We start from the raw sequence: 14,515 nt of genomic DNA on the forward strand, positions 1-14,515 counted from the left end.
CCCCCAAGGGACGTAACTTTATTTAAGTGTGTTTTTCAGAATTGTAACAGTAAATTATTGCAACATTTGCGACATAAATCTGTGTCCTAGGCAACATCTTGCGCTTCCTGCTCGGCTTCCGCGGCCTCAATGGCCACTTCCTGCGCGACTTCAAGCGCAACAGGCGACGCTGTTGGATAGACCGGGGACATTGTGCCAGTTTCGTCAATCGGGATCGCGGCGCGTTGCGTCATGCGATACATCGCGTAAGCAGCCATCGTGACCAGCAGAGCGGCAATGAACAGGAAAAAACCTGAGGGACCAAAGACCGCATCCCCCATAAGCCAGCCTGTGATCAGCGGGCCCGCGATCGCCCCGAGGCCGTTGATGAACAATAGCCCCCCTGAGGCTGCGGCCATGTCCTCGTGCTCCAGGAAGTCATTCGCATGGGCAATCAGCAGTGAATACAGAGGGTTCGACATGCCGCCGATCACGAAGGCTGCGCCCAGAAGGATTGGGAACGTCACTCCGAACAGCATACCCGCAATGGCCGCGCAGCCTCCAACCCCAGCAACAAGCATAATCAGGAAACGGCGATCCATGCGGTCGGACATCCAACCCAGCGGATACTGCAAGACCAGAGCGCCAACATAGAAAGCCGCAACAAAAGTCGAAATCTCGACCAATGTCAGGCCCGCACGGGCGCCGTATACCGACGCCATCCCGAACTGGGCTGAGAACACGCCACCCAGAAGAAACATGCCAACACAGCCTAATGGCGAATACCCGAACAATTCGCGCAGCGTCATCGGCTTGGTTGTGTCAAACGCAGGTGTTGGCGAGATCGACAGGAGAATGGGCGCAAAAGAGACCGAAACCAGGATCGAGGCGATGACAAAGGTGTCGAATCCAGCCGGATCGCCCACCAAGACCAGGCCCTGTGCGCTGATGATCCCGGTCATCTGGAAGATCATGTAAAGAGACAACGCCTGACCGCGGTTCTCGTTGCTGGCTGCGTTGTTGAGCCAGCTTTCCGCAGTAACGTACACTCCGGAAAAGCAGAACCCGATCACGACACGACCAAGAATCCAGATAATCGGGTCGGTCATCAGCGGATACATGATCATCACGGCGGAAATAAACGACGCCAGCGCCGCAAAGACCCGTACGTGCCCGACACGCCGGATCATTTCGGGCGCAAAGCGCGATCCGCCCAGAAAGCCTACAAAATAGGCGGACATCACAAACGACATCTGAAGGGTCGAATATCCCTCGATCTCACCACGGACACCCAGGATCGTCCCCTGCAGGCCGTTTCCGACCATCAACAGGCCCATACCGAGCAAAAGCGCCCATGCGCTGGATAGGACCTGGATCATTGGGGCCTCCGAAACTTTCCGACCTAAACTGTCACACCGTTTTGCAATCAAAAACGGCTTTGGTCATGCTTGTCTACGACATTGGAAGGATTCGATCCCGACAACACGCCCCTTACGGGATCAAAAGCGACGCATCCCCGTACGAGAAGAACCGGTAATTCTGTTCAATCGCATGCGCATAAACCCGTCGCATACGCTCCTGCCCCATCAGGGCTGACACCAGCATCAACAAGGTGGATTTCGGCAGATGGAAATTGGTCATCAGCGCATCGGTAACGTGGAACTGAAAGCCGGGATAGATGAAGATATCGGTCTCGCCTTCCCACGGTTCGATCTGACCTGAACGGCCCGCGCTTTCGATCAGACGCAACGCAGTTGTGCCAACCGGGATGACCCTGCCGCCAGCGGTTTTGGTATCGCGGATCTCTTGCGCGGCGGCGGCGCTGACGCTGCCCCATTCCGCGTGCATCTTGTGGGTCGTCACGTCCTCGACCTTGACCGGCAGAAATGTGCCCGCGCCAACGTGCAGGGTGACATGAGTGAACGCGACGCCACGCGCGCCCAGCGCCTGCATCAACACCTCATCAAAATGCAGCGACGCCGTCGGAGCGGCGACCGCTCCGGAATTTCGGGCCCAGATTGTCTGGTAATCCGTCTTGTCCTGCTCATCCGCCGGCCGCTTGGCCGCGATATAAGGCGGCAGAGGCATTGCCCCGGCCTGCTCCAGCGCGGCATCGAAATCGTCACCCGACAGATTGAACCGCAGATAGGCCTGACCGTCCTCGACCCGCACAAGCGTGGCGCTAAGCTGATCCGAGAACTGAATGTCTTCGCCCAGTTTCACCTTCTTTAGCGGTTTGATCAGGGCCGCCCATGTGCCATCAGCTTGCGGGTCCAGCAATGTCGCCTCAATCGCAGCAGACACTGGCCCTTGCGCGCTGTCGCGATGGCGCCGTCCGTTCAGGCGCGCGGGGATGACGCGTGTGTCATTCAGCACCAACCGGTCGCCGGGCTGCAGCCAGTCCGGCAGGTCAAAGACATGCGCGTCCGAGATCGCATCACCATTGGCCACAAGAAGCCGCGCGGATGAGCGCGGGCTGGCGGGGCGTGTGGCAATCCGGTCTTCTGGCAGATGGAAATCAAAATCGCTGAGCTTCATAGCCGCGCCATACAATTCCACACCGAAATCGGCAACAGCTCATTCTGGTGTTTTGGGTCAATTGTCCCTTGGCGGAGAACCAAAAGTCCTTTTGGGTTCATCCGGCTTTCTGGGCTGCGCGTTGGGACCATCTGATACGGTCGGCGGCGGTGCCCGCAACAGGTTGCGCAGGAACAGTGGCGCAAGACCTGACAGCGGGTTTACCGAAACCTTTGGCTTGGAAAGTGGTCCGGTCAGCCTGTAATTGAAGCCAATGATCCCTTCACCCTTTTTCGTAAACACGCTTCCGATGGCATTCACCAGATAGATAGGCGAGATCGCGCCCCGCAGGTTCAGCATGCCCGCAACCGTGTCAATCGTCCCGTCAAAGGACAAGCCGATGGACGGGCCAACGGCGCTGCCACTAAGGACTTTGATCTCGGTCGGGGTGATCCGCATTCGGCTGTCGATGGTCGAGAAGAAGATCCCCTGCCCGGTCATCTCGTCCAAAAGACCAACAAGACTGATTGCGTCCAGCAGCGCGGCCATTGCGGGAGCATCGGTAATGCGCGTGTTCAGGATTTGGAGGATCACATCATAGTGCCCTGGTGCGCCGACCGGTTCCAACTGCAGATCAAGACTGCCGCCCCGCGCCTGCGTGATCACGCCCGCGGACCGCAACACGGCCCCCGCGTCCTTTGATTTTATGTTCACGGCACTACGGCTGTTGCGCGGTGTCACCTGACCGCTGACCGCCGTACCGCCGTTCACGTTCGCGGTAAACGTGCCATTCACGCCCCCCGTGGTCTGAAACGCACCCCGGAACCCGGTCAGCGCAATATCTTCAGTCACCTGAAGTCGGTCCAACAGGACATCGATCCTTGGACCCTGGCCGGACCCTCCGCCACTGCCGCCCTCGCCAAAAGTTGCACGACCCAAATTCATGACACCGCCCTGAACGACAATATTGGGAACAGGACCGCCGGTGTTGATCAATTCAGCCGGAACGGCCAGCCAGTTGCCCAGATCAAAGGAACTGAACCGCATCCGGTCGAAAACACCCCCGTCCCGGAAGGAAATCGAGCCTGAAGTGCGCAGTCCAGCCACATCAAGTGTAAGGTCGTCCACGTTGGGCTTTTCACCCAAGGTGGCATCCAGCGTCATCTTTCCGGTCGCGCCCGTCCCTTTGCGCCAACCAAGTTCTGGGATCGCCATCCCGACCCCGGCAAGGTTCGAGGTGGCCGAGAGTTTTACGGGTTCATCCGCGCCGATGCCCACGGTGATCTCAGCAGTGCCTTTTCCCGTCAGCATGCCCGTCGGCAGCGGTACTTTCAGTTCGCTCATCAGCGCCGGCGACAATTCGATCTGGCCAGTTAGCTGGCTGCGCTGCGGTCCATCTCCTCCGATCTGCTGACGCCACGACGCCTGCATCGGCACCTGACCGAACAAACCATAGCCGTCGATCTTCACCTCGGTCTGATTGCCGGACAGGTTCAAAAGATCGGCACTCACAGAAAAGCCGGGGACAAGCTTATCGCTTTGGACATTGTCGATCTCGCCGGTGTAGTGGAACTCGGTATCCTGAAATTTCAGCCCTTTTTTCAAAGGCAATGACAAGGTGCCGGACAAGCCAATTTCGCCTGCCGCCAGATCGACCGGCAACTTGGCTTTGCTCATCAGGCTTAGTGGCGGTCGGTCCAGAAGCGACAGGGCCGCCTCGACGCTGCCACGCGCCTCGATCCGGGCAATCGCGGGCGTTCCGTCCTTGGCCGTCGTATCAGGGATAATGAACGAAGTTCCCGAGGCGTCTACCGCGCCACCCTGATCAGCGAAAACAACCCCCTTTTCAGCCGTGACCGTAAAGCGGTTTTTCAACAGGCTTAGGCGGCCCTGCCCGTCCTGGATCAGCGGTAAGGTCTTGGCGAAACGGATCTTGGCCTTCTCAAACCCAAGACCGAGATAGAGATCCGGCTTGCTGCCGGGATGCAAACGCAGTGAAAATTCCACATCCGAAAACTGACCTTCGTACAGGTTCTCCGAAACCCATTTTCGTGGGTTCGGTGCCAGTGCCTCGGGCCAGTACCGCAACAGGTTTTCGGACCCCATCTTGTCCAGTTGCGCGTCCAGCTCGACGTCCCAACCGTCGGGGCGTCCACTAAGCTTGCCCGACGCGTGCAACTCGTGCAGGGCATCCGTGATGGTCATCTGCCCCAGCCGCAGCTCGAACGGAGAAAGCTTCATCTGAAAGTCCAGTTCCGCCCGTGCCGTTTCCAGTGATTCCGGGAAAAGGCCACCGGGGTATATGTCGATGCTGCTCAGGGTCAATTGGGCCGTCAGGCTTTCGAGAACGCCATTTTCGACACCATTGAGATAAGCCTTGCCTTCGGCCTGTACCGCGCCCAGATCCGAAACAACCGAAGCTTCGTTAAAGTCCAGAACCTGCCGCGCAGGATCATAAGTAAAATACGCCCGCGCAGATTCGAAACGGATCGGGCGCGTTTCAGGCGTGGGTTGCAGGACACCCTCACCGAGATTCAGCGTCGCAAAAAGCGGACCCAACGCGGCCTGCCCATCAACGCTGCCCCGCAAAGCGCCGGAAATCGGTGCTTTGAGCACCTGCAACCAGGCCAGCGCAACGCTTTGAGTGGCAATGTCTTCCGCGGGAAGATCGGTAATCGAAACCCCAAAACTCGCCTGAGGGGTGCCAAGAACGCTGGTATAGTTCGCCTCGATCGTGCTGGCGTAATCGCGTCCGGTCAGCACTGAAAAGCCGGTCGCCAGACGCATTTCATCCCCGTCCCGGACGATCGAGATATGTCCGCCGTCAAACACCCACGCCTTCCCAAGCCGCAAGTCCTGATAGTCCAACGTAAGCGATTCCAGATCCACCGACCTCAAACCCGACAGAAACGGCGACAGGAACACATCATCCGATTCCTCGATGAGCTGTGCCAGCGTCGGGGCCTTTTGCACCGGAGTACTGCCCGACCCAACAGTCAGCGAAAGTGCGCCGTCCATGCCACGGGTCAATGCGATCTGCGCGCCACGCAAAACAATCCGTCGGGGTCTGATCTTACCGCGCAGCAATTCGCGCATCGACAGACGGGTCCGCAGATCCGAAACCTGAGCGATCTGCTGCCCTGCCGCATCGCTGATGGTCACGTCCGTCAACCGGATACGCGGACGCCAGTTTTCATTGACGATAAAGCTGGCGTCCCCAAAGGTGAATTTCAATCCACCAAGGCTGCGTTCAAGGCGTTCTTCTACCCTTTGCGTAACCCATTCCGGCGCGTGCAGCTGTTTCCCGATCAGAAAGAACCACCCTGCGCCAGCCAGCAGGCACAGCAACAACAAGGATCCAATGCTCCAGCGCGCGGCAATACGACGGCGTGACCGGCGGCGGACAGGCGTCTCGGGCCGGTCGCCACTTGCGTCTTCGTGCTGAGCCAATTTTTTATCCAAGTCTTTCAACCCGCTCGCGTCGCCCTATTATGCCGGGCAGCACTTAAAATCCTTTAGCGGAGTTTCCAATGCCCGACGTAACAGACATCGCCCCTGATTTCACATTACCCCGCGACGGCGGCGGCGAAGTGACCCTATCGGACCTGCGCGGCGGTACCGTCGTTCTGTTTTTCTACCCCCGCGATGATACGCCGGGCTGCACCAAGGAATCCATCGGTTTCTCGGAACAACTTCAGGAGTTTGGTGATGCAGGCGCTCAAGTTTTCGGCATTTCGCGGGACAGCATTGCCAAGCATGACAAGTTTGTTGCCAAGCACGGCCTGACCACTCCGCTGCTGTCGGACGAAGGGGCTTCGGTCTGCGAAGACTATGGCGTCTGGGTCGAAAAGAACATGTACGGCAAAAAATCGATGGGCATTCAGCGATCGACCTTCCTGATCGACGGCGACGGCAAGATTGTAAAAGTCTGGCGCAAGGTCAAAGTCCCCGGCCATGTGGACGAGGTTCTTGAGGCAGTGCGCAGCCTATAGCGCTCTCGACCACGGTCGCCATCCGGTTTAAGAGCCGCCTATCTCAATCAGCGGAGGCAACGCAGTGCCCAAAACACTGACCCAGATGGCGACCGAAGTTCTGACAACGGCGGATGGTCGGGAAAAGACCAACTTGTCCAAGCGTCACGCAGCTGCCTGGTTCGCATCGCGCAAGGGCGACGCGCCTGAGATTGAGGTCGGGACCGCAACTCCGCCGCTGAGCCCTGCCCGCCCGGAAAAGCCCGAGCTGCTGTCGCCGCGTGAGGTTCCAAAGCGCAAGCCCGGAACCGAGGCCGGGCGTATCGCCCTGCTTCACGCAGTTGCGCATATCGAGCTGAACGCCGTCGACCTGCATTGGGACATCATCGCGCGGTTCGGTCACGTGCCGATGCCAATCGGTTTCTATGATGACTGGGTCAAATGCGCCGAGGAAGAGTCGCGGCATTTCGAGATGGTCTGCGATTGTCTGGAAAGCATGGGCAGCCACTATGGCGCCCTGCCTGCGCATGCCGGAATGTGGCGCGCCGCCGAAGACACTGCCGAAGACCTGATGGGCCGACTTGCGGTTGTCCCCATGGTCCTGGAGGCCCGCGGGCTGGACGTGACGCCCGGCATGATCGACATATTCCGCAAAGCAAAAGCCGAACAGGCAATTGCCGCGCTCGAAGTCATCTATGCCGAAGAAGTGGGTCACGTCGCTTATGGTTCAAAGTGGTTCCACTTCTTGTGTGGGCGCGAAAATGCCGACCCGAAGGATGTATTCCACCAGTTGGTGCGTCGCTACTTCCATGGTGTCCTGAAACCACCGTTTAATGAAGAAAAACGAGCCGAGGCAGGACTCCCCCCGGATTTCTACTGGCCCTTGACGGAAGACCTGCCATTGCCGGGACAGGCGCAATAAACATGCTCAAGTTGACGTTATCGGCAATTTCCCGCCTAGAATCGGCGACAAAAACCTGTAACGCAAGGTCGAATTGTTAACAAACTTGCCCAAAGTCGCCTCTGCCTCTATGCACTTCGCCCAAGGGACGGCTATCACTCACGACCGCTCCCGATCTTTGGGGATGGAGAGGTAGGACGCGTGAGAACACGTCTGGCAATCAAATTACACTCATTATTCGAGCGGCATTTTCCCGAACGCCGCGTCTTTCTGAAATCGGATAACGATACGCGATTCATTCGACTCAGTTCGGAAACGCAGGTTGTTGCTGTCGCTGGCGTAGCGCTGTTCGTTGGGTGGACAGCCGTTGCGACTGCGATCCTGCTGATGGACAGCATCGGGTCGGGCAACTTCCGGGAACAGGCCAAGCGTGATCAGGCGACCTATCAGGAACGTCTGAACATCATGTCCGCGGAACGGGATGTCCGCGCGCAAGAGGCGTTGGCCGCACAGGATCGGTTCAACGCAGCGCTCGAGCAGATTTCGGCGATGCAGTCTGAACTGCTGGCATCGGAAAACCGCCGCCGCGAGCTGGAAACCGGCATCGACGTCATCCAGACCACACTGCGCGCAACAATGAAACAGCGCGAAGAAGCGCGGACAGAGTTGGTCAAGCTGCAGCAGGAAGCCGGCGAAGGCGACATGTATCTGGCCGCCGCTGGCAACCCCGAGCAGATGAACTTTATGACCGAGGCATTGTCCCGCACCGCCGAGGAGCGGGACCAGATTGCCGCCGATGCCAAGAACGCCCTGGAACAGCGTGACGACCTTGAGCTGGAAATCCGGTTGATGCAGGAACGCAGCGACGAGATCTTCCGCCAGTTGGAAGAGGCGATGGTCATCTCGGTCGAACCACTGGACAAGATGTTCCGAAAGGCCGGCATGCCCACCGACCGCATCATCGAAGAAGTCCGCCGCGGCTATAGTGGCATGGGCGGCCCCCTAACCCCTATCTCTTTCAGCACGCGCGGTGAGGACCTGACCCCCGACGAGATCCGCGCAAATGCTCTGTTGCAACAGATGGATCAGTTGAACCTGTATCGAATTGCAGCAGAGAAGGCGCCGTTTGCAAGCCCCGTCAACGCCATCGTACGATTTACGAGCGGCTTCGGGACGCGCCGTGACCCCAAGACAGGCGGTCGCCGCATGCACAACGGCGCTGATTTTGCCGGTGCCCATGGCACCGATATTTTTGCCACCGCCGACGGTGTGGTCACCCATGCTGGCTGGCAGTCCGGGTTCGGACGGCTGGTAAAAATCAAACACGCGTTCGGAATTGAGACACTTTATGCCCATAACACGAAGATACGCGTGAAGGTTGGTCAAAGGGTCTCGCGCGGGGATCATATTGCTGATATGGGTAGCACCGGACGGTCGACCGGCACGCATCTGCACTATGAAGTACGCGTGAACGGAAAACCTGTTAACCCAATGACTTACATCAAGGCTGCGAGAAATGTTTTCTAAGAGCAAAATCAACGAGCCCGCATCCAATGCACCCGAGGCGGCAAAACCTGCTGCTCCGGCGACTCCGGCTGCCCCTGCACCGGCAGAAACCAAAGCCAGCACCGCGCCCAAGCCCAAGCCGCCAGCGTCGGTTCTGTCCTCGGACCTGCACATCACGGGCAATCTGAAGACCTCGGGCGATATCCAGGTCGAAGGCACTGTCGAAGGCGACATCCGTGCGCATCTGCTGACAATCGGTGAGACCGCGACCATCAAAGGCGAAGTCACCGCCGACGACGTGGTGATCAATGGCCGTATCGTGGGCCGCGTCCGTGGTCTGAAAGTGCGCCTGACCTCGACCGCACGTGTCGAAGGCGACATCATCCACAAGACCATCGCGATCGAAAGCGGCGCGCATTTCGAAGGTTCGGTTCAGCGTCAGGACGACCCCCTGAACCCGGGCCGCAGCGGCAAGGCGGGTGCAAACCCGGCAGCCGAGGTCAAGCAGTAACGCGGACCACTGTTCATTGTTGCAAGCGCCGCAGGAAAACCTGCGGCGTTTTTCGTTTGACGTGGATGGTTAGGTTTTCCGGTTCCAACCGCCCGGCGGGTCCGTATAGTGACGCCCATGTTGTTCTTTTTCATAGCGTTGGCGTTAATCTTTGGTTTCGTACTGTACCGCTACCGGTCCAAATCCAGGGCGCGCCAACAGCTTTTGTCCACGCCCCTGACCGACGAGCAGCGCATCCTCATCGAACAGCAGGTGCCGCTAGTCAGGCGATTGCCCCTGGACCTGCGCGTCAAGCTGGATGGCAAAGTGAACTTGTTTCTGGATCAGGTTCGTTTCTATGGCTGCGACGGGTTGGAGGTGACCGAAGAGATGGAGTTGGCCATCGCAGCTCAGGCTTGTTTGCTTATTGTGAACAGCGATCTTTGGTACGATCACCTGACAACGATCTTGATCTATCCTGACGCGTTCAAATCGCGGCAGCGTCGGCAGGATGGTTACGTCGTCAGTGAGAAAGAGATCGTGCGCACCGGTGAAAGCTGGGACCGTGGACCGGTTATCCTGTCCTGGACCCACAGCAAGCTGGGCGCGCTGAACGACCATGACGGACAGAACGTCGTGCTGCATGAGTTCGCCCACCAGATCGACGACCTGTCGGGCGGCACCAACGGTGTCCCGATCCTGAGTGACGGGCAGAGTTTTGCCGAATGGGAGCGTGTGTTTCTAGCAGCCTATGACACCCTTGTCCGTGCCGTGGAAAGTGGGCGGTCTACCGTCATCGATGCATACGGCGCGACGGGGCACGAAGAATTCTTTGCCGTTTCAGTTGAGGTCTTTTTTGAAAAGCCGCGCGACCTGAAATCTGAAGCGCCAGAGGTTTATGACCAACTTGCCAAACTGTTTCGCCTGGACCCGGTTACCTGGGGTTAGGCGTGTATAGCCCCCTAAACGCCTCACTCCTGACCACTGCTCGTAAAATTTCCCCTTATCCAAACATTTCACAAATTATCATTTTCGAATTAGTCTTAAATCAGTGTTTTCAGGAGGGTTTTTCATGTCATCAAAACTCATGGCCGAGTTCTTCGGCACGTTCTGGTTGGTTCTGGGCGGTTGCGGCAGCGCCGTGCTGGCCGCCGGTGTAGCCGATGTAGGAATCGGCTGGCTGGGCGTTTCCTTTGCTTTTGGTCTGACCGTTTTGACGATGGCCTATGCCGTTGGGCATATCTCGGGCGGTCATTTCAATCCCGCGGTCAGCCTTGGGCTGATGATCGGAGGGCGGTTTCCAGCAAAGGATCTTATCCCCTATTGGATCGCTCAGGTCATCGGCGCGATTGCCGCCGCGGCAGTTCTTTACCTGATCGTCAGCGGCGCGCCCGGATTTGAAGGCGTGGGTGGGTTTGCCTCAAACGGCTATGGCGAGGCGTCACCTGAAGGCTATTCGCTGATGTCCGCGCTGGTGATCGAAATCGTCATGACCGCATTCTTCATCATCATCATCCTGGGCGCCACATCCAACGGCGCACCAGCCGGGTTCGGTCCCATTGCTATCGGTCTTGGATTGACGCTGATCCACCTGATCTCGATCCCGGTGACGAACACATCGGTCAATCCGGCCCGGTCCACCGGGGTTGCGCTGTTCGCGGACGCCCCTGCTCTTGGGCAGCTCTGGTTGTTCTGGGTGGCACCTTTGATCGGCGGCGCAATTGGCGCGTTGATCTGGAAAGCGATGAGCGACGATTAGACCACTCAGCAATGGAACGCCCCGACGCGATCAGCGCCGGGGCGTTTTTTTATTCGGTGACGGTGACCTTTTTCATCACGTCCGGCTGGCCGATCACAGCGCCGTTCTGACCCTCACCGCGTTTGATCGCGTCAACCACGTCCATACCGCCGGTTACCTGACCAACAACCGTGTACTGGCCGTTCAGGAACGGGCCCGGTTCGAACATGATGAAGAACTGCGAGTTGGCGCTGTTGGGATCTTGCGCCCGCGCCATGCCGACAACACCCCGGTCGAATTCGAAATCCGAAAATTCGGCCGGAAGGTCCGCGCGGTCAGAGCCACCGGTGCCAGCGCGTCGCAAGTCGCCGCCCAGACGGCCATGCTCAACATCACCGGTCTGAGCCATGAAGCCGTCAATCACGCGGTGAAACACGACGCCATCATATTTGCCTTCGGCAGCCAGAGCAGAGATCTGCTCGACATGTTTTGGGGCAATATCATCGAACAGGTCGATTGTGACGGTGCCATTGGCACCCTCGCCTTCGATCTCGACCTCAAGGCCTGTGGCCAGCGCAGGGCTGGCCAACAGGGTAAATGCTGCGGCCAGTTTATACATCTGCGGCCACCTTGACGCTGATCATGCGGTCAGGGCTCATCGGCGGCTCGCCACGGACGATGGCATCAACATGCTCCATCCCGTCGATGACGCGGCCATACACGGTGTACTGGCCGTTCAGGAAGTGGTTGTCCTTGAAGTTGATGAAGAACTGCGAGTTGGCCGAGTCCGGGTTCTGCGAACGGGCCGCACCCAGAGTACCGCGATCGTGGGGCAGCTTGGAGAACTCGGCCGGGACGTTCGGCAGCGACGACCCGCCGGTGCCCGCCATACGCAGGTTGAACCCGTCTTCCATGTCGCCATGCTGTACGTCGCCAGTCTGCGCCATGAAGCCGTCGATCACACGGTGAAAGGCCACGTTGTCGTACTCGCCAGCCCGCGCCAGTTCTTTCATCCGCGCGCTGTGCTGGGGTGCCACATCGGGCAACAGTTCGATGACGACATTGCCGTCCTTGAGCTCGACGATGATTGTGTTTTCGGGATCCTTGATTTCGGCCATGAGGCCCTCCTGTCGTTTTATCTTGCGCAAATACCTATGCGCAGGGCACCGGAATGCCAAGTGACGCATTGACCTGACGGCAAAATGCAGGAAAAGAACCGCCTAAGTCACTTTCAAATTTGTCGAGGATTGCGCGATGGGCTGGAAAACACTGGACGACATGGACCTGAACGGCAAACGCGTGCTGGTGCGCGTGGACATCAACGTCCCGGTGGTCGACGGGGTCGTGACAGACGCCACCCGGATCGAGCGCATCGTGCCGACCGTGAGGGACATTCTGGCTGCTGGCGGCAAGCCCATCCTGCTGGCGCATTTCGGGCGTCCAGGTGGCGAACGCCGCCAGAACCTCTCGCTAAAGCAGCTTGTTCCGACGCTCGAGACCGCATTTGGCACCAGGGTGCGATTTGGCGATGACTGCGTCGGGATTGAGGCGGAAACTGCAGCGGCCAACTTGGGCGCGGGCGAAGTGCTTTTGTTGGAAAACACACGCTTTCACGCTTCAGAAACCAAGAATAGCCCGGAATTGGCCGCCGGCATGGCCAAGATGGGCGATGTGTACTGCAATGATGCCTTCTCAGCCGCGCACCGCGCGCACAGCTCAACCGAAGCACTGGCCCGTCTTCTGCCCGCCTGTGCGGGCCGTCTGATGCAGCAAGAGCTGAGCGCGCTGGAAGCCGCGCTTGGCTCGCCCAAACGTCCTGTCACTGCCGTCGTCGGCGGCGCCAAGGTTTCGACCAAGCTGGACCTGCTGGGCAACCTGATCGAAAAGGTGGATTACCTGATCATCGGCGGGGGCATGGCGAACACTTTCCTTGTCGCCCAAGACATAAACGTCGGCAAGTCGCTGGCAGAAACCGCGATGAAAGATACGGCTGCCGAAATTCTGTCCAAGGCCGAAACAACCGGCTGCCAGATCATCCTGCCCCGTGACATCGTAGTCGCCGAAAAGTTCGAGGCCAACGCTCCCACTCAGATCCTTCCTGTCGATCAATGCCCCGAAGACGGCATGATCCTTGACGCTGGGCCGGAAACCGTCGCGATGATCACTGAGATATTTGAGAAAAGCCAAACCCTGATCTGGAACGGCCCGCTAGGTGCATTCGAAATCGAGCCTTTTGATGCCGCGACCAACGCAGCAGCGCTGAAAGCGGCTGCGCTGACACGCTCCGGGCAGCTTGTATCGGTTGCAGGCGGCGGTGATACGGTCGCAGCGCTGAACGCATCGGGCGCTGCAAAGGATTTCTCGTACATCTCGACAGCTGGTGGCGCGTTCCTGGAATGGATGGAAGGCAAGACCCTGCCCGGCGTTGCCGCGCTGGATCAGTAACCCCGCTTTGGTTGGCAATCGGCGTCTATGGTACACCCCGCCTAAAACGGGAGATTGGCCATGAAAGCCGTTGCCGTCATTTCTGTCTTGCTTCTACCTTCGGCCGCCTTCGCACAATCCCATTGCGACGGGCAAACTCAGCTTGATCTCAATTTTTGTGCCAAGGAAAAATGGGAGGTCGCGGATCGAGAGCTGAACCGCCTTTGGTCCGAGATCAAGCCAACCGCCGACGCGCGCGGCGACGGGCAAGCCCTGCTGACCCAACAACGCGCCTGGTTGAAACACCGTGACGCGACCTGTGACCCCGAGCTAGACAGCGATGGCAGCGCGGCCCCGATGCTCTATTGGGCTTGCATGGAAGAACAAGCTCTAAAGCGCAATCAAGAGCTTGCAGCCTGGCAATAATGTGGTTGTCCCCGGCTCTGCCCCCCCAGACCACACACATTTCTTCGTCGATTATCAAAAAGTGCGAATCAAGGGATTCACAAGCCGAATCACCTGTGACATAGTGCTGGCAGATGTCCGAAAAGGGCACATTATTGAGGCAGACTTCATACGGCGGTAAACAGAGTGTCCCGTTCCCATCGGCCCGGTTTGGGCGCAGTTGCATTTTTCATGGTGGCTTTCATGCTGGGTGTTTATTTCACCTTCGCTGCCGTGCAAGGCGATTATGGCCTGTTCCGGCGGGTCGAAATTGCAGCGGAACGGGACGCCCTGTCGCGCGACTTGGCACGGCTTGACGCCGAGATCGCAGAGATGGAAAACCTGACGCGACGCTTGTCGGACACCTATCTCGATCTTGATCTTCTTGATCAACAGGCGCGTTCCGTGCTGGGCATGATCCGCTCGGATGAAATCGTCATCCGCTGATCCTCTGATCGGATTTCGTTGACAAATCCATGACGCAATTCACTCGCGTTTTGTGACCATATGGGCGTCGATTGCCCTACGCAGCGTCACATTTCCAC

Annotated in this window: 14 protein-coding genes; 9 read left to right on the forward strand and 5 right to left on the reverse strand. The window is 58.3% G+C overall.

The window, feature by feature from the left end:
* Positions 1 to 86: 86 nt before the first annotated feature.
* The 3 genes from GOW16_RS10265 to GOW16_RS10275 form a co-directional block, all read right to left on the reverse strand.
* Positions 87 to 1,358: an MFS transporter gene (locus tag GOW16_RS10265; protein WP_170414212.1), complete on the reverse strand. Its 1,272-nt coding sequence runs from the start codon at positions 1,356 to 1,358 to the stop codon at positions 87 to 89.
* Between the two features lie 112 nt (positions 1,359 to 1,470).
* Positions 1,471 to 2,517, reverse strand: a complete 1,047-nt coding sequence (queA, locus tag GOW16_RS10270) for a tRNA preQ1(34) S-adenosylmethionine ribosyltransferase-isomerase QueA (RefSeq protein WP_170414216.1) — start codon at positions 2,515 to 2,517, stop codon at positions 1,471 to 1,473.
* Positions 2,518 to 2,574: 57 nt separating this feature from the next.
* Positions 2,575 to 5,946 carry a DUF3971 domain-containing protein gene (locus GOW16_RS10275; RefSeq protein ID WP_254429731.1) on the reverse strand — a complete coding sequence of 1,124 codons (3,372 nt, stop codon included), beginning with the start codon at positions 5,944 to 5,946 and terminating at the stop codon, positions 2,575 to 2,577.
* 80 nt (positions 5,947 to 6,026) lie between these two features.
* Between GOW16_RS10275 and GOW16_RS10280 the strand changes: the two genes are divergently transcribed.
* The 6 genes from GOW16_RS10280 (at position 6,027) to aqpZ (ending at position 11,123) form a co-directional block, all read left to right on the forward strand.
* On the forward strand, positions 6,027 to 6,488 hold the full coding sequence (locus tag GOW16_RS10280) for a peroxiredoxin (protein WP_170414222.1): 462 nt from the start codon (positions 6,027 to 6,029) through the stop codon (positions 6,486 to 6,488).
* 85 nt (positions 6,489 to 6,573) lie between these two features.
* Complete coding sequence (locus GOW16_RS10285; RefSeq protein WP_170414663.1) at positions 6,574 to 7,389, forward strand: ferritin-like domain-containing protein; 816 nt, start codon at positions 6,574 to 6,576, stop codon at positions 7,387 to 7,389.
* A gap of 180 nt (positions 7,390 to 7,569) precedes the next feature.
* Positions 7,570 to 8,895: a DUF5930 domain-containing protein gene (locus GOW16_RS10290; protein ID WP_170414225.1), complete on the forward strand. Its 1,326-nt coding sequence runs from the start codon at positions 7,570 to 7,572 to the stop codon at positions 8,893 to 8,895.
* Entirely contained in the window at positions 8,885 to 9,385 is a 501-nt protein-coding gene (locus GOW16_RS10295; protein WP_170414228.1) for a bactofilin family protein, read from the forward strand. The genes GOW16_RS10290 and GOW16_RS10295 overlap by 11 nt, the downstream gene beginning before the upstream one ends.
* A 117-nt stretch (positions 9,386 to 9,502) precedes the next feature.
* Entirely contained in the window at positions 9,503 to 10,312 is an 810-nt protein-coding gene (locus GOW16_RS10300; protein WP_170414231.1) for a zinc-dependent peptidase, read from the forward strand.
* A gap of 124 nt (positions 10,313 to 10,436) precedes the next feature.
* Positions 10,437 to 11,123, forward strand: a complete 687-nt coding sequence (gene aqpZ / locus GOW16_RS10305) for an aquaporin Z (RefSeq protein WP_170414234.1) — start codon at positions 10,437 to 10,439, stop codon at positions 11,121 to 11,123.
* 49 nt (positions 11,124 to 11,172) lie between these two features.
* Here the strand turns inward: aqpZ and GOW16_RS10310 are convergent, their stop codons facing one another.
* Positions 11,173 to 11,721, reverse strand: coding sequence for a peptidylprolyl isomerase (locus GOW16_RS10310; protein WP_170414237.1), 549 nt, complete (start codon positions 11,719 to 11,721; stop codon positions 11,173 to 11,175).
* Positions 11,714 to 12,220 (reverse strand): peptidylprolyl isomerase, encoded by a 507-nt coding sequence (locus tag GOW16_RS10315; RefSeq protein WP_155151010.1) that lies wholly within the window; start codon positions 12,218 to 12,220, stop codon positions 11,714 to 11,716. The genes GOW16_RS10310 and GOW16_RS10315 overlap by 8 nt, the downstream gene beginning before the upstream one ends.
* A 136-nt stretch (positions 12,221 to 12,356) precedes the next feature.
* Here GOW16_RS10315 and GOW16_RS10320 point away from each other — a divergent pair, with 136 nt between their 5' ends.
* From GOW16_RS10320 to GOW16_RS10330, 3 genes are all read left to right on the forward strand, one after another.
* Positions 12,357 to 13,547, forward strand: a complete 1,191-nt coding sequence (locus GOW16_RS10320; RefSeq protein WP_170414240.1) for a phosphoglycerate kinase — start codon at positions 12,357 to 12,359, stop codon at positions 13,545 to 13,547.
* Between the two features lie 60 nt (positions 13,548 to 13,607).
* Entirely contained in the window at positions 13,608 to 13,952 is a 345-nt protein-coding gene (locus GOW16_RS10325; protein WP_170414243.1) for a lysozyme inhibitor LprI family protein, read from the forward strand.
* A gap of 165 nt (positions 13,953 to 14,117) precedes the next feature.
* On the forward strand, positions 14,118 to 14,417 hold the full coding sequence (locus GOW16_RS10330; protein WP_170414246.1) for an FtsB family cell division protein: 300 nt from the start codon (positions 14,118 to 14,120) through the stop codon (positions 14,415 to 14,417).
* Positions 14,418 to 14,515: the final 98 nt, after the last annotated feature.

Source organism: Ruegeria atlantica (genome assembly GCF_013033965.1).
Taxonomy (GTDB): Bacteria; Pseudomonadota; Alphaproteobacteria; order Rhodobacterales; family Rhodobacteraceae; genus Ruegeria; species Ruegeria atlantica_D.

Excerpts from the sequence above, each read along its gene's own strand:
- GOW16_RS10265 (WP_170414212.1), bottom strand. The coding sequence starts at position 1,358 with ATGATCCAGGTCCTATCCAGCGCATGGGCGCTTTTGCTCGGTATGGGC.
- queA (WP_170414216.1), bottom strand. The coding sequence starts at position 2,517 with ATGAAGCTCAGCGATTTTGATTTCCATCTGCCAGAAGACCGGATTGCC.
- GOW16_RS10280 (WP_170414222.1), top strand. The coding sequence starts at position 6,027 with ATGCCCGACGTAACAGACATCGCCCCTGATTTCACATTACCCCGCGAC.
- GOW16_RS10285 (WP_170414663.1), top strand. The coding sequence starts at position 6,574 with ATGGCGACCGAAGTTCTGACAACGGCGGATGGTCGGGAAAAGACCAAC.
- GOW16_RS10295 (WP_170414228.1), top strand. The coding sequence starts at position 8,885 with ATGTTTTCTAAGAGCAAAATCAACGAGCCCGCATCCAATGCACCCGAG.
- GOW16_RS10300 (WP_170414231.1), top strand. The coding sequence starts at position 9,503 with ATGTTGTTCTTTTTCATAGCGTTGGCGTTAATCTTTGGTTTCGTACTG.
- aqpZ (WP_170414234.1), top strand. The coding sequence starts at position 10,437 with ATGTCATCAAAACTCATGGCCGAGTTCTTCGGCACGTTCTGGTTGGTT.
- GOW16_RS10310 (WP_170414237.1), bottom strand. The coding sequence starts at position 11,721 with ATGTATAAACTGGCCGCAGCATTTACCCTGTTGGCCAGCCCTGCGCTG.
- GOW16_RS10315 (WP_155151010.1), bottom strand. The coding sequence starts at position 12,220 with ATGGCCGAAATCAAGGATCCCGAAAACACAATCATCGTCGAGCTCAAG.
- GOW16_RS10320 (WP_170414240.1), top strand. The coding sequence starts at position 12,357 with ATGGGCTGGAAAACACTGGACGACATGGACCTGAACGGCAAACGCGTG.
- GOW16_RS10325 (WP_170414243.1), top strand. The coding sequence starts at position 13,608 with ATGAAAGCCGTTGCCGTCATTTCTGTCTTGCTTCTACCTTCGGCCGCC.